Raw genomic sequence first — 20473 nt, 5'->3', positions numbered from 1 at the left:
CGCGCCGCACGCCTAGGGTGGCCCCGTCCCGACCCCGGGGCGGGGCCGCCGTCGTCCCGCCACCCGTCCGCCCCTCTCCTCCGGAGGACCCGCTGAGCACCCCGGATCCCGCCCCCGCCGCGTTCACCGAGCTGGACGCCCGGCGGCTCGGCCGCGTGCGCCGGTTCTTCGCCCTGCACCCGCGGGCGTCGGACGTGCTGGTCTGCGTGTTCTTCGCGCTGTCGGCGATCTCGTCCGTGGGGCCGGTCGTCGACGGCGCGGGGCCGAACGTCGGGTTCGCGGCGGACACGGTCGTCCTGTCCGGCGCGGCCGCCGCGCTGTCCCTCGCGCTGACCGCGCTGGCGCTCGTCGCCCTGTGGTTCCGCCGGCGCTGGCCGGTCCGGGTCACGATCGCCCTCGGCGCGTCGGCCGTCCTGCAGGTCCTGCTCACCGGCTCCGTCGGCGCGGGCGACGTCGCGTTCGCCCTCGGCCTCTACGTCGTGGCGGCCACCCGGCCCCAGCGCCAGGGCTGGCTCCTGCTGGGGGCCGCGACCGTCGGCGTGCTCGGGGCGTTCTTCCTGTGGGGCGCCGTGCTCCGCCCCGACGGGGCGCGTCTCAACGTCGACATCGGCTCGATCCTGGTGGCAGGGCTGGTCGCGCTGGCCGTCGGCGCCAACGTCCGGGGCCGCCGCCTGCACACCCGTGCCCTGGTCGAGCGGCACCAGCAGCTGGTGGACGCCGGCGAGCAGCACGCCAAGCTCGCCGCCGCCGCCGAGCAGACCCGGATCGCCCGCGAGATGCACGACGTGGTCGCGCACGGTCTCACCGTGATGATCGCCCTGTCCGACGGGGCCCGGGTCGCGATGCGCCGCTCGCCGGACGACGCCGCCGCCGCGCTGGACCTGCTGTCCGAGACCGGGCGGTCGGCGCTCGCGGACATGCGCCGGATGCTCGGGGTGCTCCGCGGGGCGGACGTGCCGCTCGAGCCGCAGCCCGGCACCCAGGACCTCGAGTCGCTGGTGCAGCAGTTCCGCGCGGCCGGGCTGACGGTCCACCTCACCACCGCCGGCCCCGCCCTGCCCGCCGACGCCGCCCTCGCGCTCACCGTCTACCGGGTGGTGCAGGAGTCGCTGACCAACGCCCTGCGGCACGCCGGCCCCGGCGCGCGGGTCGACGTGCTGGTCCGGCACGGCGCAGGGCGGGTCGGCATCGAGGTCGTCGACGACGGCGCCGCCGCGGACCCGGTCGCCGACGCTGCCGGCGAGACCGGGCGGCTCGGCCGGCTCGGCGAGCGCCTGGCCGTGCGCGGCGACGACCCGCTGGCCGCGCGGACCCGACGCCGAGGGCGTCACCGCGGTCACCCCCGCGACACCGGTGCGCGGCGGCCGCGGCCTGGTCGGCATGCGCGAGCGCGCGGCGGTCTACCGTGGCTCCGTCGCGGCCGGGCCGTACCGTGGCGGCTGGCGGGTGCACGTCGAGCTGCGCACCGAGGACGCCCCTGACGGCCCCGCGCACGCCGACGCCGCCACCCCGACCGAGGAGCCCGCGTGACCACCACCCCCGACGGCACCGCGCCGGCGCCGATCCGCGTCCTGCTGGTGGACGACCAGCCCCTGCTGCGCATGGGCTTCCGCCTCGTGCTCGACGACGAGGACGACCTCACCGTCGTCGGCGAGGCGGGCGACGGCGCGGAGGCGCTGCGGCAGATCGCCGCGCTCGACCCCGACGTCGTGCTGATGGACGTCCGGATGCCCGGCACCAACGGGATCGAGGCCACGGAGCGGATCGTCGCCGCCGGCTCCCGGTCCCGGGTGCTCATCCTCACCACGTTCGACCTGGACGAGTACGCGTTCGCCGCGCTGCGCGCCGGCGCGAGCGGCTTCCTGCTCAAGGACGCCCGCCCCGCCGAGCTCACCGCCGCCATCCGCGCCGTCGCCACCGGCGACGCCGTCGTCTCCCCGCGGGTGACCCGGCGGATGCTCGAGCTGTTCGCCGAGGAGCTGCCGGGCGAGCAGGACGCCCCCGCGCCGCGCGGCGACGCCCGGGCGGACGACCTCACCCAGCGCGAGCGCGAGGTGCTGCTCGCCGTCGCCGAGGGGCTGTCCAACGCCGAGGTCGCCGAGCGGCTGTTCCTGTCCGAGGCCACCGTGAAGACCCACGTGGGGCGGATCCTCGCGAAGCTCGGGGTCCGCGACCGGGTGCAGGCGGTGGTGTTCGCCTACGAGTCAGGCCTCGTCGGGCGCTGACCCGGCACCGACCCGGCACCGCGTGGGTGCCGGGTCCGGCCCGGCCGGGCTCAGGCCTCGCCCAGCGCCTCCTCGGGCGTGCCCTCGACGGCGCGCGCCGCGCGGTCCCACTGCCGGAAGGTCAGCTTCTCGCCGACCGCCGCGGCCATCGCGCGGCCCTTCCACGCGAACGCCACCACGCCGATCAGCAGCACCGCCGCGCCCACCCAGTACGGGGCCGTCGCGCTCACCGGGTGCAGCAGCAGGCCGGCGATCACGGGCGCGGGGGCCGCGAAGCCCCAGCGGACCAGGTTGAACGCCGCGGTGGTGGTGCGGCGCTCCGCACCGCCGAGCCCGAGCGCCAGGTCGGTGAGGTTCGCGTTCGCGATGCCCATGCAGACGCCGGCCAGCACCAGCACCACGACCGACTCGGCGGTCCCGGCGCTCGTGGCGAGCAGCGAGCGCGACCAGCAGGCCGCCGATCGCCACGCCGACCGTCGCCACCGCGCCGATCCGGTGCGCGAGCCGGTGGCCGACCACCAGGATGCCGACCGCCAGGCCGATGCCCCACGCGGTGAACACCAGGCCGAGCGGGATCACGTCCAGGCCGAGGAACACCGGGGTGTAGCCGAGCACCACGAAGAACACGAAGTTGTACGCGGCGGTCACGACGCAGAGCGTGCGGAACGCCGGGCGGCGGAACGGCTGCCACACGTCGCGCAGGGTCAGCGCGGTCGGCGGGTCCTGCGGGTCGCGGAGCCGGGTGATCGACATGCCCAGCGCGATGAGCATGAACACGCCGCACGCGGCGAACGGCACCCGCCAGGAGATCTGGCCGAGCAGGCCGCCGATCAGCGGGCCCACCGCGAAGCCGAGGCCGACGCAGGTCTCGAACAGCTCGACCACCCACTCGCGGTCGGTGGCCAGCGCGACCAGCAGCACCATCGCGGTCGCGAAGAACATCGCGTTGCCCAGGCCCCACAGGCCGCGGAGCACGGCGAGCTCGAGGATGTTGCCGGACAGGGCGGCGAGCACCGCGGCCGCCGCGACGACCGTGACGCCGGTCGCGAGCACCTTGCGGTAGCCGTACCGGCCGGTCGCGATGACCGCGGGGATCATGCCCACCGCCATCACGACCAGGTACGCGGTGAACAGCAGCTCGATCTGCCAGGTGGAGGCGCCGATCTCCTCGCCGATCACCGGGAGGATCGGGTCGACCACGGCGATCCCGGCGATCGCGAAGAACGCGGTCAGGGCCGTGGCGTAGATGGCGGTCTTGTTCGGTTCGGGGTGCCGACTGGGCATGCGTGTCCTCAGGAAGTCGTCGTCGGGTATGTCTGTACTATACAGGCTTATTGCCCGGCGGGACGTGGCAGACTGCCCGGGCCGACCCGAGGACGAGGTGACCATGCAGCCGGACGACTCCCTGCGCACGATCGAGGCCCAGGTGGCCATGCTGCTGCGCCTGTCCGACCGGACCCGCCGCGCCGGCGCCCGCGCCCGCGGGGAGATCGAGCGCTCCGCGTACCTCGTCCTGGGGGTCCTCGCCGAGGAGGGCCCCACGAGCGTGAACGCCATCGCGGACGCCCTGCGGCTCGACCCGTCCACCGTCACCCGGCAGGTGCTCGCGATGGAGCAGGCCGGCCAGGTCGTGCGCGCCGCCGACGCCAGCGACGGGCGGGTCACGCTCGTCCGGCCCACCGAGGAGGGCCTGGCGGGCCTCGAGCGCACCCGCGAGGTCCGCGCCCGGCTGTACGGCGAGGTCCTCGACCACTGGTCCGCGGACGACCGGGCCGACCTCGCGCGGCTGCTCACCCGGCTCAACGCCGACGTCGACACCTGGGGCCGCGCGCACGGCAGCCGGTGAGACGCGCCGCGTCCCCGCGTGACGCGCCGCTGCCGACCACCTACGCTCGACCCGACGCGCCGGCCACGCCCCCGGGCCGCACGTCCCCGCACGCCGACCCGTCCGGCACCTCGAACCACTGGAAGGTGCTCCCCGCGTGACCTCGACCGAGCCCGTGACCACCCCGCGCCGCCCGCCGCGGACCGCCCTGCGCGCCACCGTCGTGCGCGCCGAGCACCTCAGCCCGGCGATGGTCCGGATCACCCTCGGCGGCCCCGGCGTCGCCGGCTTCGCGCCGTCCCCGCACGCGGACTCCTACGTCAAGCTGGTGTTCCTGCCGGGCGTCGGCGCGACGACCTCCGGCGCCGACGTGCTCGCCGCCTGGACCACCCCCGACGGCCGGGTCGACATGGAGGCCGCCCGCGCGGCCCTGCCGCCGGAGCACCAGCCCCGGATGCGCACCTACACCGTCCGCGGGTTCGACGACCTCGAGCTCACCCTGACGATCGACCTGGTCGTGCACGGCGCCGACGGCATCGCGGGCCCGTGGGCCGCCACCGCGGCACCCGGCGACGAGGTCGTCGTGGTGGGCCCGGGCGGCGGCTACACCCCCGACCTCACCGCCGACCACCACCTGCTCGCCGGCGACGCCTCGGCGCTGCCCGCGATCGCCGTCGCGCTCGAGCGCCTCGGCGGCACCGCCTCCGGGCACGCCGTCCTCGAGGTGCACGACCAGGCCGAGCAGCAGGCCCTGCACGTCCCCGACGGCATCGCGCTGCACTGGGTGCACACCGGCGACGCCGCGCCCGGCGCGCGGCTCGTCGAGGCCGTCCGCGCCCTGCCGTGGCCGGTCGGCCGGGTGCACGCGTTCGTGCACGGCGAGGCCGGGTCCGTGCGCGAGCTGCGGCGCTACCTGCGCGTCGAGCGCGGGCTCGGCAAGGCCGACCTGTCGATCTCCGGCTACTGGCGGCTCGGGGCGGACGACGAGGGCTGGCGCGCGGGCAAGCGCGACTGGCTGCGCGGGATCGAGGACGCCGAGGCGGCCGCGGGGCTGGACTGAGGCCTCAGGCGTCCGTGGCCACGTGCCAGGGACGGTCCGGGTCCGTGGGGCGCGCGTCCGCGGCGACCTCGATCGCGTACGTCGCGGGCGGCGGCCCGTCCGGCACCGGCCCGAGGTAGCGGTGGCCGGTCATCCGGCACCACGCCGGCAGGTCGATCGGCGCCACCGGGTCCGACGTCGTCAGGTGCACGACGGTGCCGCCCGGAAGCTCGCGGGCGCGGGCGCGGAGCAGCACGAGGAGCCGGGCGCAGCCGAGGTCGCCGCCGTCGAGGTGCACGGGGGCGCGGGGCGCGGTCGCGTCGTCGGGCGGCGTGGGCACGCTCGGACTGTACCGAGACCGCCGGGGCCGGTCAGCCGACCGTCGCCGGGCGCCCCGTCCCAGGGGCGTCCACCGCGTGCCCGCCGACGGTCGGCTCCCGCGCGTCCGACCCGGCGTCCGCACGCGGCGCGGGCTCGTCCCGCTGGCCGACGAGGCCCGCCGCCGGCTCGTCGGCGCCGGGGCCGGCGGGCGGACCGCCGGCCCCGATCGCGCCCGCGACCAGCGCCGCCGCCACCTCGCGCGGGTCCCCGGTCGCGGACAGGGACCTGAGGTGCGCCAGCGCCTCGGACGCGTCGCAGCCGCGCTGGGCCATGACGACCCCGACCGCGCGGTCGAGCACGACCCGCGACCGGCTGCCGGCGAGCAGGTCGTCCATCGTCTGCGCGAGCTCGATGATCTCGTCCCGGGCGGCGACGACGGCCGCGATGCCGTGCGCCAGCCCGAGCGCGCGCGGCGTCACCCCGGACCAGTCCGGCGTGCCCGGCGAGTAGAGGGACAGGTGCACGGTCACGTGCCCGTAGGTGCCCGGCACGACGAGCGCCGAGCGGAAGCCCTGCACCCGGCAGGCGTGGCTCCACACCGGCCACCGGTCGTCGGCGGCGACGTCCGGGACGGTCACCGGGGCCCCGGTCGACCGGACCAGGTACCGCGGCCCGAGCCGGTGCCGGTCCTGCACGGCGTCGCACCGTGCCACGGCGACGGAGGCGGCCGAGAGCCACCGGTCGCAGCCCCGGACGGTCGCGGCGGAGCAGGCGGAGGCCTCGACGCCCAGCGTGCGGGCGGCGTGGCGCGTCAGGGTGTGGATCAGCGCGTCCAACGAGGCGTCGGCGTCGACCCGCACGACCTCGTCGGACCCTCGGGTGGCCATGGTGCGGTCCTGACGTGGTGGGAGCACGCTGCGCAGCGCTGCACAGGCCGTCAGTGTCCGCCCGCGCGGCCGGGGGCGCCACCCGGGCGGGCAGCACCCCCGACCGCGGGACCGGATGCGCTCGTCAGGCCGTCTGGCCGGGGCGCAGCAGCACCTTGGTCCAGCCGTCCTCGCGGTCGTCGAACCGGCGGTAGCCCTCGGCGGCCTGGTCGAGCGGCAGCTCGTGGGACACGATGAACGACGGCGTCGCGCGCCCGGCGACGATGAGGTCGCGCAGCTGGCGGTTGTACCGCATGACGGGTGCCTGGCCGGTGCCCATGTGCTGGCCCTTGGTGAAGAAGGTGCCGTAGTCGAAGCCGATCCGGCCCTGCTTCGCGCCCTCGTCCGCGGCGTCCGGGTCCTCGGGCACGTAGACGCCGACCACGCCGATGCCCCCGGTCGCGCGCACCGTGGCGACGAGGTTGTCGAGCACCAGCTCGGGGTGCTCGTCCCCGGACGGGTCGTGCGCCTGGTAGCCGACGGCCTCGACGCCGCAGTCGGTGCCGCGGCCGTTCGTCGCGTCCATGATCTGCTCGACCGGGTCGCCGGCCGAGAAGTCGACGCCGATCGCGCCGATGCTCTCCGCGAGCCGCAGCCGGTCGGGCTCCTTGTCGACGACGAACACCCGCGACGCGCCCCGGATGAGCGCGCTGTGCGCGGCCATCAGCCCGACGGGCCCGGCACCGAACACCGCGACGTCGTCGCCGGGCTGCATCCGGGCCAGCTCGGTGCCGTGCCAGCCGGTCGGGAAGATGTCGCTGAGCATCGTGAAGTCGTTCTCGTGCTCTGTCCCCTGCGGGAGCTCGAGCAGGTTGACGTCGCCGTAGGGCACCCGGAGGTACTCCGCCTGGCCGCCGTCGTACGGGCCCATGTTCGCGTAGCCGTAGGCCGCGCCCACCATGCCCTCGAGGGGGTTGGTCCGCAGGCAGAACGACGTCCAGCCCTGCAGGCAGTTGCGACAGGTGCCGCACGCGATGTTGAACGGCACGCTGACCCGGTCGCCGACCTGGATGCGGGTGACGGCGGGCCCGACCTCCTCGACGACGCCCATGTTCTCGTGGCCGAGGACCTTGCCCTCCTCGACGGTGGTGCGCCCCTCGTACATGTGCAGGTCGGACCCGCAGATGTTGGTCGTGGTGATCCGGACGAGCACGTCGGTGGGCTGCTCGATCCGGGCGTCGGGGACCTCGACGACCTCGACCTGCTGCGGACCGCGGTAGACGACTGCGCGCATGCTGGGGTTCCCTCCTCCGGGCGGCCTCATGGGCCGCGCCCGCCGCGACGTGGCTGCACGGCCGGGGTCTCGATCCTCCGCCGGGCCGGGCGCCCCGGCATCTGGGCGCTCCCCGACCGCGGGCGCCACCCCCGCCACCAGCGGACTTGGCCTTACCTACCAACCGGTAGGTAGAGTGGCGACCGGTCCGACGGCGGACCGGCCGGACCCGCGCCGCGCGCAGGCGCCCGGCTTCGCGCGACGAAGGGTGAACCGGTGGACGAGCTCCTGTTCGGTGCGGCGTACTACGACGAGTACATGCCGACGGACCGGATCGAGACGGACGTCGAGATGATGAAGGCGGCCGGGATCACGGTCGTCCGCATCGCCGAGTCGACGTGGAGCACGCTCGAGCCGCAGCCCGGCGTCTTCGACTTCACGCACGTCGACCGCGCGCTGGACGCGTTCGAGGCGGCGGGCATCCACGTGATCGTCGGGACCCCGACGTACGCGGTGCCGGCGTGGCTGGTGCAGTCGCACCCGGACGTGCTCGCGACCACGCGGGCCGGCGAGGGCCGGTACGGCGCGCGGCAGATCATGGACATCACGAACCCGACGTACCTGTTCCACGCGGAGCGGGTCATCCGGCGGCTCCTGGAGCGCACCGCGCACCGCCCCGGCGTCATCGGGTTCCAGATCGACAACGAGACCAAGTACCACGAGACCGCCGGCCCCGCGGTGCAGCGCCGGTTCGTGAAGTACCTCCGCGAGGAGTTCGGGGGCGACCTGGACGCGCTCAACGCGGCGTTCGGCCTGGACTACTGGTCGAACCGGGTGGACGCCTGGGAGGACTTCCCGGACGTCCGCGGCACGATCAACGGCTCGCTGGGCGCCGAGTTCGACAAGTTCCGCCGCCGCCTGGTCGAGGAGTTCCTCGGCTGGCAGGCCGGGATCGTGCGCGAGTACGCCCGCGCGGACCAGTGGGTCACGCAGAACTTCGACTTCGACTGGACCCCGGGCTGGTCGTACGGCCTGCAGCCGGCCGTCGACCACTTCAGGGCGGCGCCGACGGTCGACATCGCGGGCGTGGACATCTACCACCCGACCCAGTCCCGGCTCACGGGCAAGGAGATCGCGTTCGGCGGCGACATGACCCGCTCGATCAAGGGCGGCGCGAACTACCTGGTGCTGGAGACGCAGGCGCAGGGCCAGCTCGGCTGGCTCCCCTACCCCGGCCAGCTGCGGCTGCAGGCGTACAGCCACCTGGCCAGCGGGGCCGACGGCCTCATGTACTGGCACTGGCACTCGATCCACCACTCCTTCGAGACCTACTGGCGCGGTCTGCTGTCGCACGACCTGCAGCCCAACCCGACGTACGAGGAGGCCGGCGTCTTCGGCCGCGAGGCGCAGCGGGTCGGCTCGTCGCTGATCCACCTGCGCAAGCACAACCGCGCGGCGATCATGGTGAGCAACGAGGCGCTGACCGCGCTGAAGTGGTTCACGATCGAGGTCGGGTTCATCGACGGCGTGTTCGGCTCGTCGATCGGCTACAACGACGTGCTGCGCTGGGTGTACGACGCGCTGTTCGACCTGAACGTCGAGGTCGACTTCGTGTCGGTCGACGACGAGGACCTCGCCCGGTACGACCTCCTGGTGGCGCCGGTGCTCTACGCGGCCCCGCAGGCGACGGTCGACCGGCTGGACGCGTACGTGCGCGGCGGCGGCCACCTGGTGACGACGTTCCGCACCGCCGTCGCGGACGAGTACGTGCAGGTGTGGCACGACACCGCGCCGCACGGGCTCACCGAGGTCACGGGCGTGACGTACAACCAGTACACGGTGCCGGGCGACGGCGTCGGCCTGGCGCTGCACGGCGACCTCGCCGCGGTGCCGGGCGCGACCGAGGGGGCGGCGGCCGGGGCGCAGGCGTTCCTCGAGCTGCTGAACCCGCGGGGCGCCGAGGTGCTGGCGTCGTACGACCACCCGGCGTGGGGCCCGTACGCCGCGATCACCCGGAACCGGGTCGGCGACGGGTCGTCCCTGCACCTGGGCACCATGACCTCGCCGGAGCTGCTCCGCGCCGCGCTCACGCTGGCGGTCCGGGACGCGGGGATCGCGGACTGGGCGCAGGACCTGGCCGGCACGGTGTCGGTGCGCCGCGGCACGAACGCCGCGGGGAACGCGGTCACCTACCTGCTCAACTACTCCGCGGACCCGGTGACGGTCGCGGCGCCGGTGGCCGGCCGCTCGGTGCTGGCGGACGGCGCGGCGGTCGCCGCGGGCGAGGAGCTGGTCATCGGGGCCTGGGACCTGGTGGTCCTGGAGTCCTGACCGGGGACAGGGCGGTCCTCGCGCACGGCTAGGGTCGTGCGCGAGGACGGCCCGGACGGAAGCAGGAGACGTGACGACGCAGCAGCAGGACCCGCCGGCGGTGCGCCGCCGGGTCCGCCTGACCCCCGAGCAGCGCCAGGCGCAGATCCTGGACGCGGCCACGCGCCTGATCGCGCGCCACGGGTTCACCGGCATGGCGCTCGCCGACGTGGCGCAGGAGGTCGGGCTCACCCAGGCGGGCCTGCTGCACCACGTGGGCTCCAAGGAGGGCCTGCTGGAGCTGGTCGTCTCGCAGCTGTACGACCGGCGCGGGACGCCCGACGACTACGTGGCGACCGGCGACCCGGCCGCCACGCACCCGGACGGGATCTCGATGCCGGGCTACTTCCGGTTCCTCGTCTCGTTCAACGCGGCGCGCCCGGAGCTGCTGCGGCTGTACACCGTCCTCGGGGTCGAGGCGTCGTCGCCGGAGCACCCCGCGCACCCGTACTTCCTCGACCGGCCCGACCAGGTCTGGGGGTTCTACCGCGGCTTCTCGTGGCGCCTGCCGCCCGAGGTCGGCCCGTTCGACGGCCTGCGCGACCTGGTCGAGATGACGATCGAGGCGATGGACGGGCTGCAGATCCGGTCGTTCCGCCGCCCGGCGGTCGACCTGGGGACCGAGTGGGCGAAGTTCGAGCGCGTCCTCTACCCGTCGCCCGTCTGGGACGGGTACCGCTAGCAGGACGACGACGGCCCGGGTCCCCGCGCGGGGACCCGGGCCGTCGTGGTGGCGGCGCGACGCTCAGTGCATCGCGACCGGCGCCTCGGCGTCGGCGGGCGGCCGCCGGACCAGCAGCGAGGCGACGAGCGCGACCAGCGCGACGACGCCGCCCCACAGGAACGCCCCGCGCACGCCCGCGGCGGTGGCGGTGAGCACGTCGGCGCCCGCTTCCAGCCGCGCGGCCGTCGTCGTGGACAGCACCGTGATGAACAGGGCGGTGCCCGCGGCGCCGGCGAGCTGCTGCAGGGTGTTCACGATCGCGCTGCCGTGCCCGTACAGGTCGCGCGGCAGCGAGCCGAGCGCCGACGTGAACAGCGGCGTGATCATGAACGCCAGGCCGACGCTGAGCAGCGTGTGCACCGCCACGACCGCCCCCGCCGGGGTGCCCGGGTGCAGGGTGGACAGCAGCCACAGGGCGACGCTCAGCGCGAGCACGCCCGGCGTCACCAGCGGGCGCGGCCCGAACCGGTCGAACAGCCGGCCGACCAACGGGGACAGCGCGCCCATCACGAGGCCGCCGGGGAGCAGCAGCAGGCCGGTCTCCAGCGTCCCCAGCGCCAGGACGTCCTGCAGGAAGATCGGCAGCACGATCAGGGCGCCGAACATCGCCATGAAGCCGACGATCAGCACCAGCGCGGACACGGTGTACGAGCGCCGGGTGAACACCCGCAGGTCCATCAGGGGGCCGTCGTGGGTGCCCTGCAGCCGGATCTGGCGCAGCGCGAACGCGGCGAGCGCGAGCACGCCGACCGCGATCGGGATCCACGGCGCGACGACCGTGTGCCCGCCGGCGGCCTCGCCGATGCTGGACAGGCCGAAGATCAGCGCGCCGAAGCCGACGGCCGACATCAGCAGCGACAGCACGTCGAGGCGGTGGTCGGACGGCTCGGTGACGTCCCGGACCTTCCACGCGCCGAGCGCGAGGGCGATCCCGGCGATCGGCAGCATGACGAGGAAGATCCACCGCCAGGACAGCTGGGACAGCACGAGGCCGGAGATCGTCGGGCCGATCGCCGGGGCCACCGAGATGACGATCGAGATGGTGCCCATGGTGCGCCCGCGGATGCTCGGTGGGACCAGGGTGAGCGCGGTCGTCATGAGCAGCGGGAGCATCACCGCGGTGCCGCTCGCCTGCACGACGCGGCCGGCGAGCAGCACGCCGAACCCGGGCGCGGCCGCGGCGAGCGCGGTGCCCGCGACGAACAGCGACATCGCGGTGATGAAGATCGGGCGCAGCCGGAACCGGCTCATGATCCAGCCGGTCGCCGGGATGACGACGGCCATCGTGAGCATGAAGCCGGTGGTGAGCCACTGGCCGGTCGCGGCGGTGACGCCCATCTCCTGCATGAGCACCGGCAGGGCCACGCCCATGGCGGTCTCGTTGAGGATCACGGTGAAGCCGGCGACGAGCAGCAGGCCGATGAGGGTGCGGTCGCCGGGGGCGAGCCGGACGGGCGCGGGGGCGGCGGGGGCCGGCGCGGCGGTCGTGGCGGCCGGCCCGGCGCCGTCGCCCGGCGCGCGGTCGCGCAGGGCGGTGTCGTCGTGCGTGGTCATAGGTCTCCCTCGCGGGTGGAGTCGGCGGTGAGGTGCGCGCGAGCGGGTCCGCGGCGGGGCCGGCGGACGCCCGAGGGAGGCGCACGTCGGGACCAACGTCCCAGACGCTCCGGATGATTCCCGAGGCGGCGGCGCGGTGTCGCCGGGTTTTCCGCCGACGCCCGCCGCGGGCCGCTGGGTGACCGGCGGACCGCGAGGGTGCCCCCGGCGGGGTTCGAACCCGCACTGGGCCGGGTTTAAGCCGGCTGCCTCTGCCGGTTGGGCTACGGGGGCCGCGCCCATCCTGCCAGCACGACGGAGCCCGCCCACCCTCGCGGGGTGGACGGGCTCCGGTGCTGCGGGCCGTGCGGCGCGCGTCAGGCCTTGGCGGTCGGCTTGACCTCGGCGGGCGAGCCGTCGGCGGGCGAGGTGTCGTCGGCCTTGCCGGCACCCGAGGGCTTCACCTCGGCGCCGGGGACCGCGGCGTGGTCCTCGTCCTTGGCCGGGGCGGCGACGGGCGCGGCCTCGGGCTTCGGCTTCGGCGGCACGGACGCGGCGCGGAACTCGGCGCGCGGGTCGTGGATCGAGCCGAGGGCCACCGTCTCGCGGCGCCACAGCAGGTTCGCGGTCCAGCCGGACATGATCGCGATCTTGCGGTTCAGCGTCGGCATCGCCATCACGTGGTACGAGCGGTGCAGCACCCAGGCGAAGAAGCCGCGGACCTTGATCTTGCCCAGGAACTGGGCGACGCCCTTGTACATGCCGAGGGACGCGACCGCACCGATGTTCTTGTGCTTGTAGTCGGTCGGCTCGGCGCTGCGCAGCACGCGGGCCAGGTTGTCCGCCAGGTGCGTCGCCTCGCGGATCGCGTGCTGGGCGTTCGGCGGGCAGAACGAGCCCGGGTTGTACAGGTCCGGCACCGCGGCGCAGTCGCCGGCCGCGTAGGCGTCCGGGACGACGCGGCCGTCGGCGTCGGCGATCTGCAGGGTCGCGAGCGTGGTGACGCGGCCCATCTTGTCGAGCGGCAGGTCCGAGTTCTGCAGGACCGGGTTGGCCTTGACGCCCGCGGTCCAGACGATGGTCTCGGAGTCGAACTCGGTCTTGTCCGAGAGGACCACGTGGCCGTCGACGCAGGAGTTGAGGAACGTGGAGAGGTACACCTCGATGCCGCGCTTGCGCAGCTGCTCGAGGGTGTAGCCGCCGAGCTCCTCGGAGACCTCCGGGAGGATGCGGCGCGAGCCCTCGACCAGCACGAAGCGCAGGTCGTCGGCGCTCAGCGACGGGTAGTGCTTGACCGCGTCGCGGGCCATGTCCTCGACCTCGGCGATCGCCTCGACGCCGGCGAACCCGCCGCCGACGAAGGTGAAGGTCAGCATCCGGCGGCGCAGCTCCGGGTCCCAGGTGGACGACGCGCGGTCGATCCGGCCCAGGACGTGGTTGCGGACGGCGATGGCCTCCTCGACGTTCTTGAAGCCGATCGCCTGCTCCGCGAGGCCCGGGATGGGCAGCGTGCGGGCGACCGAGCCGAGGCCCACGATCAGGTGGTCGTAGGTGATCCAGTACGGGTCGCCCTCCTCGGGCGTGATCTGGACCTTGCGCTCGGCGTGCTTGATCTCGGAGACCTTGCCCTGCAGCGCGTCGATGCCCTTGAGCGCGCGGCGGTGCGGCGCGACGACGTAGCGCGCGTCGATCGAGCCGGCGGCGGCCTCGGGCAGGAACGGGGCGTAGGTCATGTACGGGCGCGGGTCGACCACGACGATCGCGGCCTCCCGGTTGCCCAGGCGACGACGGAGCCGGCGGGCCGAGTACAGCCCCACGGACCCGCCGCCGAGGATGACGATGCGCGGCACCTTGCGGGACGGGGTCCCGGACTGCGGCGCCAGGGTCGTGGCGGTGGACTCAGACATAGGTCCAACGGTACGTCCCATGACTTCCCCGAGGCGAACCGGGACCACGTGATTCTGGGCACAAGGTCCCGGATTCCGGCGCCGCCGCCGGTCAGGGGGCGGTCGTGGCGGCGTTCTCCTGGGCCGCGACACCGCCGGCGCCGGGACCTCCGTCCCGGGTGCTGGACTGCGCGGCGGTGGCGGCGGTCTCGGCGGCGGCGGGGTCGGCCGACGGGGCGGCCGAGGGCTCCCCGGACGGTCCTGCCGACGGCCCCGCGGACGGCCCGGTCGCGGGCTCCTCCGCCGCGCGGCGGTCGACGACGGAGGGCGCCTTGGCGAACGGGCGCGGCGGGACGCGCGGCTCCGCGGTGAGGACGTCGACCGGGTCCTGCGCGGACTCGTCGATGCCGAGGCGGTCCCACTCGAAGTCGGCGTTCGGCGCCCCGAGCAGCGGGTAGACGTTCCACCGCGTGCGGCCGTCCTCGTCCGTGGCCGGCAGGAAGTTCCAGTCCTCGGTCACGCCCGGCAGCGACCAGGTCGACCAGCCTTCGTCCGTCGTCGTGCGCACCGGGCGGCCGCGGTCGTCGTACACCTGGACGTCGGAGAGCGGGTTGCCGTCCGCGTCGTAGACGAACAGGTTGCTCACCTGCATCCCGTCGACCCACACGCCGTCCTCGCGCGGGATGCCGTCGGACGGCTGCTCCACGTACGCGGTGTCGTACCCGGTCTGCCAGCGCACGGCCCCGTTCCCCGCCCAGATCACGGCCGGGATCAGGAGCACCACGGCGAGCGCCCCGGTCGCGGCGGGCAGCCACCGGCCGGACCGCGGCAGCCACAGCCCGCGGCCCCACTGCACGCTCACCACGACGAGCCCGGTCAGCAGCACCCAGGTCGGCAGGTCGGCCGGGACCCAGCCGCCCTTGCCGCCGCCGTACGCGTACCGACCGCCCGCCAGCTGGAGCAGCAGCTGGTAGACCACCCAGGCGCGCAGCACCCACCACAGCGGGCGGACCGCGAGCCCGAAGTCGCGGAGCCCCGGCCACCACGGCTGCCGGCGCATCCCGGCGGTGGCGCGCAGCGCGGTGCTCCGGACGTCCGCGCGCATCCCGCGGACCCGCGCCCGGAGCCCCCGGCGCGCAGGCACCGGCTCGGGCTCGGGCAGCCCCGCGGCGACGCGCAGCTCGCGGGCGTAGTCGGCCGGCGGCCCGAACAGCGCGATGAGGTCGCCGTGGGCCCCGACTGGCGCGACCTCGTCCGCCAGCGCGTCCGCGAGGTCCGCCTCGAGCCCGTCGGTCAGGTCGTCCACCTGCTCGGCCGGCATCCCCGCCAGGTGCTGCCGCACCCGCGCGGCGTACTCCGCCACCGTCGCGGGCGCGGCCGCGCGGCCCGCCTCGGCCTGGGTCCCGCTCACGCCGCCACCTCCCCGTCGAGCAGGCGGGTCATGGTCCCCGCGAACTCGCGCCAGTCCTTGCGCTGGGCGGCGAGCATCGCCCGGCCCTGCGCGTTGATCCCGTAGTACTTGCGGTGCGGGCCCTCGTCGCTGGGCACCACGTAGGACGTCAGCGCACCCTGGGAGTACAGCCGGCGGAGCGTGCCGTACACGGACGCGTCGCCGACCTCGGCCAGCCCCGCGGCACGCAGCCGCCGGACGACGTCGTAGCCGTACCCGTCCTCCTCGGCGACGACGGCGAGCACCGCCACGTCGAGCACTCCTTTGAGCAGCTGGGTCGTGTCCACCCGGGGCCTCCCTGGCGCGGACGCCGGGTGTCCCGGCGCACCGCAGGTGCGGGGCGGGCGCCGCGGTCGGCCCCCTGTCGGCCGCGGCACCCGCTGTCTGGTGCGGGAGCCGACCCTCCTCGGCTCCCGCAGGAGCCACGGTAGTACAGATTGCGCAGTACCGGGCGAAGTTCGCTACCGGACCCGCGGGCGTGTCGCCGGGCCCGCCGACCCGCTCGCCCGCCCGGCCCGCCCGGCCCGCTCGCCCGCCCGGCCCGCTCGCCCGCCCGGCCCGCTCGCCCGCCCGGCCCGCTCGCTCGCCCGCCCGCTCGCCGAGATAGGACCTCCCCGCCGAGGTAGGACCTTGCACGGCCCTATCTCGGCGCGACGGTCCTATCTCGGCGCAGGAGAGCGGGAGCCGTGACGCCGCACGCCGCCGAGGTCGGTGGTTCGGCGCGAGGTCGGTGCTTGTAAGCACCGACCTCGGCGCGAAGCACCGACCTCGGCGCGGGCGCGCGGGGGCGCGCGGGCGCGCGCGGGTCAGGCGCGGGTGGCGCGCGTGCGCTCGGCGACGCTCCAGGCGATGCCGTCGAGGATGTCGTGCTCCGAGGTGACGACCTCCGTCAGCGTGCCACCCGACGCCTCGACCTCGGACCGCACGCGCTCGACGACCGCCCGCCACACCAGCGCGCCGGCACCGATGACGTCGACCCGGCCCGGGTGCATGAAGCCCAGCGACGACCGGGCGTCGTGGTCGCGGGCGAGCAGGTCGTCGCAGGCGGCGACCACGTCGTCGACCGCGAGGACGGCGCCGTCGATGGCGTCCCGGTCGTAGGCGGGCAGCCGCAGCGCGTGCGCGGTGATCGTCGTCACCGAGCCCGCCAGGCCCACGAGGGTGGCGGTCCGACCCAGCGGGACGTGCTGGGCGGCGACGTCGAGCGCGGCGCGCACGTCGGCCTCGGCGGCGGCGACCTGCTCGGCGGTCGGCGGGTCGGCCAGCAGGTGCCGCTCGGTGATCCGCACGCAGCCGACGTCCATCGAGTACGCGGCCTCGGGCTCCCGCTCGCCCAGCACGACCTCGGTCGAGCCGCCGCCCAGGTCGACGACGAGGAACGGGCCGTCGTGGGTCGCGCCGAGCACCCCGGTCGCACCGCGGAACGACAGCGCGGCCTCCTCGACGCCGCCGATGACCTCGGGCTCGACGCCCAGGGCCTCGCGGACGCCCGCGACGAACTCGTCCCGGTTCTCGGCGTCCCGGGACGCGCTGGTGGCCACGAACCGGACGGCCTCGACGCCGAGGTCGCGGCAGACGTCCGCGTACCGGCGGGTGGCGCCCAGGGTGCGGGCCATGGCCTCGGGGGCGATGCGGCCGGTGCGGTCGACGCCCTGGCCGAGCCGGACGACCTCCATGCGACGGTCGAGGTCCGTGAGGGTCCCCGCCTCCGCGTCGACGTCGGCCACCAGGAGCCGGATGGAGTTGGTCCCGCAGTCGATGGCAGCCACACGCGTCACGCGACAGATCATCCCATCCCGGGCGCGGGCCGCGCGCCGCGGCGGCGGGCCCGGCCGGCGGGCGTCAGCAGGTGCAGCGGTCCGGGCGCCACACGTCGCGCAGCCGCAGCAGCACGTCGTCCCCGACCGGGTTGACGCCCGGACCGGCGGCGAGCGCGTGCCCGACGACGACGTGCAGGCACTTCACCCGGGTCGGCATGCCGCCGGCCGAGATGCCCGCGATCTCCGGCACGTCACCGAGCTCGGCGCGGTCGGCGAGGTACGCCTCGTGCGCGCGCTGGTACGCCGCCGCGAGCTCCGGCTCGGACTGCACGCGGGCGGTGAGCTCCTTCATCAGGCCGGTGGCCTCGAGGGTGCTGACCGCGCCGACGGCGGGCGGGCACGTCAGGTAGTACGTGGTCGGGAACGGCGTGCCGTCGTCGAGCCGCGGCGCGGTGCGGACGACGAGCGGCCGACCGCAGGCGCACCGGGCGGCGACGCCGACGACGCCGCGCGCGGGCCGGCCGAGCTGCTCGCGGAGCACGACGAGGTCCGCCTCGGTCACCTCGGGGGTGTCGTGCCGGGCGCGCGGCACCTCGGCCGGGTCGGGCAGCGCGGGCGCCGGGGTGGTGGGCAGGTCGGTCACGAGCGGTCCTCGGGCGGTCGGCGTCAGGGGGTCGGCGCCGTCGGCTCCCCGTCGGACCCCTCGGTCCCGGTGCCGTCCGGCGCGGTCCCATTGTCCCCCGTCGTGCCGGTGCCCGCGGACCCGTCGGTCCCGGTGCCGGTCGAGCCCGTGCCCGCGGCCCCCGCCACCTGCACGGAGTCCCACAGCTGGGCGTACCAGGGGCGCGTCGGGTCGTCGGACTCGACGGTCCCCGGGGTGGTCGCGGCCGGGTCGGTCGCGGTGTCGTCGGGCACGACCTCCGGGTCGGCGACGCGCAGCGCCCGCTCCCCCGGCATGACGAACGCGAGCCGCTCGCGGGCCTGCGCCTCGACGTAGGCGGGGTCGGACCACCGGTCGAGCTCGGCCTGCAGGTCCTCGTTGTCCTGCTCGGCGGCGGCCACCTCGGCGCGCAGCTGCTCGAGCCGGACCTGCTGGTCGAGGTACTGCCGCAGCGTCGGGAAGACCAGGACGAACGCGATCGACAGCACCACGAACATCACCAGCGCCCGCACGGTGAACAGCCGCGGCAGCCGCTGCTGCACGGTCTCGGCGCGCGCCCCGCGGCGGTCGCCGCCCGAGCCGCCGCGGCCGCCCGGCCGGGAGCTGCTGGGCCGGCCGGCCGCCGGGCGCGGCGGGGCGGACCGGGCGCGCGAGGTGCTGGGGCGGGGGGTGGCGGGGCGCGGGACCGACTGCTGCGGGGCGCCGGTGCGCGGGGTCGCGGGCGTGCGCGCGGCAGGGGCCTGGCCCGCGGACGGCCGGGTCGCCGGGGTCGAACCCGATCGGGTCGCGGGGGCGCCGCCCGAGCGCGGCGCCGGCGCGGGCGAGCGCGGCACGCTCGCCGTGCGCGGCGCGGGGTCGCGCGGCGCGGGCTGCCGGGGTGCCGGGGTGCGCGGCGCGGGCGTGCGCGGAGCCGAGCCGCGCCGGTCGCCGCCGCGGGTCGCGTCGTCGTCGGCGCCGGTGCGGGGCGCGGCGGGACGACGAGGGGCGGGCATGGTCCCGATTGTGCCCCGCGCCGCGCCCGCGACCCCGCAGGCGGCCCGGCCGTGTCCGCGCACGCACACGATCCGCACAAGCCGCGGGCGGCGCCGGGCACACCCCGGACGCGCCGGAGGCCGGCGACCCCGTGCGGGGTCACCGGCCTCCGGTCGAGAGCCTGAGGGCTCAGGCCTTCCAGCGGGGGAAGGCCGACAGGCCGGCGTAGCGGCCGGCGTCGTCCAGCTCCTCCTCGATACGGAGCAGCTGGTTGTACTTGTTGATGCGCTCGCCACGGGCCGGGGCACCGGTCTTGATCTGGCCGGCGTTGGTCGCGACGGACAGGTCGGCGATCGTGACGTCCTCGGTCTCGCCGGAGCGGTGCGAGGTCATCGTGGTGAAGCCGTTGCGCTGGGCCAGGGTGACGGCGTCCAGCGTCTCGGTCAGGGTGCCGATCTGGTTCAGCTTGACCAGCAGGGAGTTCGCGGCCTTGAGCTCGATGCCCTTGGCCAGGCGCTCCGGGTTGGTGACGAACAGGTCGTCGCCGACGATCTGCACCTTGTCGCCCACCTTGGTGACGAGCTCGGACCAGGTGCCCCACTCGTCCTCGGACAGCGGGTCCTCGATGGAGACCAGCGGGTAGTCCGCCACGAGCTGCTCGTAGAACGCGATCATCTCGGCCGGCGCGAGGGCCTTGCCCTCGAACTGGTACGCGCCGTCCTTGAAGAACTCGGTCGCGGCGACGTCCAGGGCCAGCGCGACGTCCTTGCCCGGCACGAAGCCGGCCTTCTCGATCGCGACGAGGATCAGGTCCAGCGCGGCGCGGTTCGACTCCAGGTTCGGCGCGAAGCCGCCCTCGTCGCCGAGACCGGTCGACAGGCCCTTGCTCTTCAGCACGGACTTCAGGGAGTGGTAGACCTCGGCGCCGGTGCGCAGGGCCTCGCGGAAGGTCGGCGCGCCGATCGGGGCGACCATGAACTCCTGGATGTCGACGTTGGAGTCGGCGTGCGACCCACCGTTGAGGATGTTCATCATCGGGACGGGCAGCACGTGGGCGTTCGGGCCGCCGACGTAGCGGAACAGCGGCAGGTCGGCCGAGTCGGCCGCGGCCTTCGCGACGGCGAGCGAGACGCCGAGGATCGCGTTGGCGCCGAGCTTGCCCTTGTTCGGGGTGCCGTCGAGCTCGATGAGGGCCTGGTCGACCAGGCGCTGCTCGGTGGCCTCGAAGCCGATGAGCTCCGGGGCGATCTCGTCGATGACCGCGTTGACCGCGTCCTCGACGCCCTTGCCCAGGTAGCGCGACTTGTCGCCGTCACGGCGCTCGACGGCCTCGAAGGCCCCGGTCGAGGCACCCGAGGGCACACCGGCCCGGGCGATGGTGCCGTCGTCGAGCGCGACCTCGACCTCGACAGTGGGGTTGCCGCGCGAGTCGAGGATCTCGCGGGCGCCGACGGCCTCGATGCTGGCCATGGTGCTCCTTCGTCAAACGGGTCGGTTTGCGACCTCAGCCTAGTGCGCGCCGTCCGGTGCGTCGGTGGGACCTTCGGCAACCGGACGGTGAACGCCTG

18 protein-coding genes and 1 tRNA gene are annotated in these 20473 nt (G+C 75.4%); 6 read left to right on the top strand and 13 right to left on the bottom strand.

Annotated elements, in window-relative coordinates; genetic code table 11:
* Positions 1-17: 17 nt before the first annotated feature.
* Together FKM96_RS14175 and FKM96_RS14170 are read left to right on the top strand one after the other, a co-directional pair.
* Positions 18-1481, top strand: a complete 1464-nt coding sequence (locus FKM96_RS14175) for a sensor histidine kinase (protein ID WP_147795784.1) — start codon at positions 18-20, stop codon at positions 1479-1481.
* Between the two features lie 120 nt (positions 1482-1601).
* The gene (locus tag FKM96_RS14170) at positions 1602-2225 is read left to right on the top strand and encodes a response regulator transcription factor (RefSeq protein ID WP_147797130.1); all 624 of its coding nucleotides are present in this window, start codon (positions 1602-1604) and stop codon (positions 2223-2225) included.
* Here the strand turns inward: FKM96_RS14170 and FKM96_RS14165 are convergent.
* A complete protein-coding gene (locus FKM96_RS14165; RefSeq protein WP_246854986.1) occupies positions 2205-3509 on the bottom strand; it encodes an MFS transporter in 1305 nt (434 codons plus the stop codon). The two genes, FKM96_RS14170 and FKM96_RS14165, sit on opposite strands and share 21 nt — an antisense overlap.
* Positions 3510-3612: 103 nt before the next feature.
* Between FKM96_RS14165 and FKM96_RS14160 the strand changes: the two genes are divergently transcribed.
* On the top strand, positions 3613-4071 hold the full coding sequence (locus FKM96_RS14160; protein WP_147795783.1) for a MarR family winged helix-turn-helix transcriptional regulator: 459 nt from the start codon (positions 3613-3615) through the stop codon (positions 4069-4071).
* Positions 4072-4207: 136 nt separating this feature from the next.
* A complete protein-coding gene (locus FKM96_RS14155; protein ID WP_246854985.1) occupies positions 4208-5110 on the top strand; it encodes a siderophore-interacting protein in 903 nt (300 codons plus the stop codon).
* Between the two features lie 4 nt (positions 5111-5114).
* On the opposite strand, the gene FKM96_RS14150 is transcribed toward FKM96_RS14155, so the two are convergent.
* From FKM96_RS14150 to FKM96_RS14140, 3 genes are all read right to left on the bottom strand, one after another.
* Positions 5115-5429 carry a sulfurtransferase TusA family protein gene (locus tag FKM96_RS14150; protein ID WP_147795782.1) on the bottom strand — a complete coding sequence of 105 codons (315 nt, stop codon included), beginning with the start codon at positions 5427-5429 and terminating at the stop codon, positions 5115-5117.
* A gap of 31 nt (positions 5430-5460) precedes the next feature.
* Complete coding sequence (locus FKM96_RS14145) at positions 5461-6297, bottom strand: GAF and ANTAR domain-containing protein (protein ID WP_147795781.1); 837 nt, start codon at positions 6295-6297, stop codon at positions 5461-5463.
* 124 nt (positions 6298-6421) lie between these two features.
* Positions 6422-7570 carry a glutathione-independent formaldehyde dehydrogenase gene (locus tag FKM96_RS14140; RefSeq protein WP_147795780.1) on the bottom strand — a complete coding sequence of 383 codons (1149 nt, stop codon included), beginning with the start codon at positions 7568-7570 and terminating at the stop codon, positions 6422-6424.
* 255 nt (positions 7571-7825) lie between these two features.
* Here FKM96_RS14140 and FKM96_RS14135 point away from each other — a divergent pair, with 255 nt between their 5' ends.
* Positions 7826-9880, top strand: a complete 2055-nt coding sequence (locus FKM96_RS14135) for a beta-galactosidase (protein ID WP_246854984.1) — start codon at positions 7826-7828, stop codon at positions 9878-9880.
* 70 nt (positions 9881-9950) lie between these two features.
* Positions 9951-10601, top strand: a complete 651-nt coding sequence (locus FKM96_RS14130; protein WP_246854983.1) for a TetR/AcrR family transcriptional regulator — start codon at positions 9951-9953, stop codon at positions 10599-10601.
* A 63-nt stretch (positions 10602-10664) separates the two neighbouring features.
* Here FKM96_RS14130 and FKM96_RS14125 read toward each other — a convergent pair whose 3' ends face one another.
* From FKM96_RS14125 to eno, 9 genes are all read right to left on the bottom strand, one after another.
* On the bottom strand, positions 10665-12197 hold the full coding sequence (locus FKM96_RS14125) for an MDR family MFS transporter (RefSeq protein ID WP_147795779.1): 1533 nt from the start codon (positions 12195-12197) through the stop codon (positions 10665-10667).
* Positions 12198-12396: 199 nt separating this feature from the next.
* Positions 12397-12470, bottom strand: a tRNA-Leu gene (locus FKM96_RS14120).
* 83 nt (positions 12471-12553) lie between these two features.
* Complete coding sequence (locus FKM96_RS14115; RefSeq protein WP_246854982.1) at positions 12554-14083, bottom strand: NAD(P)/FAD-dependent oxidoreductase; 1530 nt, start codon at positions 14081-14083, stop codon at positions 12554-12556.
* A 91-nt stretch (positions 14084-14174) separates the two neighbouring features.
* Positions 14175-15473 (bottom strand): hypothetical protein, encoded by a 1299-nt coding sequence (locus FKM96_RS14110; RefSeq protein ID WP_147795777.1) that lies wholly within the window; start codon positions 15471-15473, stop codon positions 14175-14177.
* The gene (locus FKM96_RS14105) at positions 15470-15799 is read right to left on the bottom strand and encodes a PadR family transcriptional regulator (RefSeq protein WP_147795776.1); all 330 of its coding nucleotides are present in this window, start codon (positions 15797-15799) and stop codon (positions 15470-15472) included. The genes FKM96_RS14110 and FKM96_RS14105 overlap by 4 nt, the downstream gene beginning before the upstream one ends.
* 519 nt (positions 15800-16318) lie before the next feature.
* Positions 16319-17290 (bottom strand): Ppx/GppA phosphatase family protein, encoded by a 972-nt coding sequence (locus FKM96_RS14100; protein WP_147795775.1) that lies wholly within the window; start codon positions 17288-17290, stop codon positions 16319-16321.
* A 64-nt stretch (positions 17291-17354) separates the two neighbouring features.
* Positions 17355-17882 carry a DUF501 domain-containing protein gene (locus FKM96_RS14095; RefSeq protein WP_371300534.1) on the bottom strand — a complete coding sequence of 176 codons (528 nt, stop codon included), beginning with the start codon at positions 17880-17882 and terminating at the stop codon, positions 17355-17357.
* Between the two features lie 56 nt (positions 17883-17938).
* Positions 17939-18925 carry a septum formation initiator family protein gene (locus tag FKM96_RS21660; protein WP_246854981.1) on the bottom strand — a complete coding sequence of 329 codons (987 nt, stop codon included), beginning with the start codon at positions 18923-18925 and terminating at the stop codon, positions 17939-17941.
* Between the two features lie 169 nt (positions 18926-19094).
* Entirely contained in the window at positions 19095-20375 is a 1281-nt protein-coding gene (gene eno, locus FKM96_RS14085; protein ID WP_147795774.1) for a phosphopyruvate hydratase, read from the bottom strand.
* Positions 20376-20473 lie beyond the last annotated feature (98 nt).

The organism is Cellulomonas sp. Y8 (assembly GCF_008033115.1).
Taxonomy (GTDB): Bacteria; Actinomycetota; Actinomycetes; order Actinomycetales; family Cellulomonadaceae; genus Cellulomonas.
Note: the sequence above shows the minus strand (reverse complement) of the source record. Positions and strands in the feature narration are given on the sequence as shown.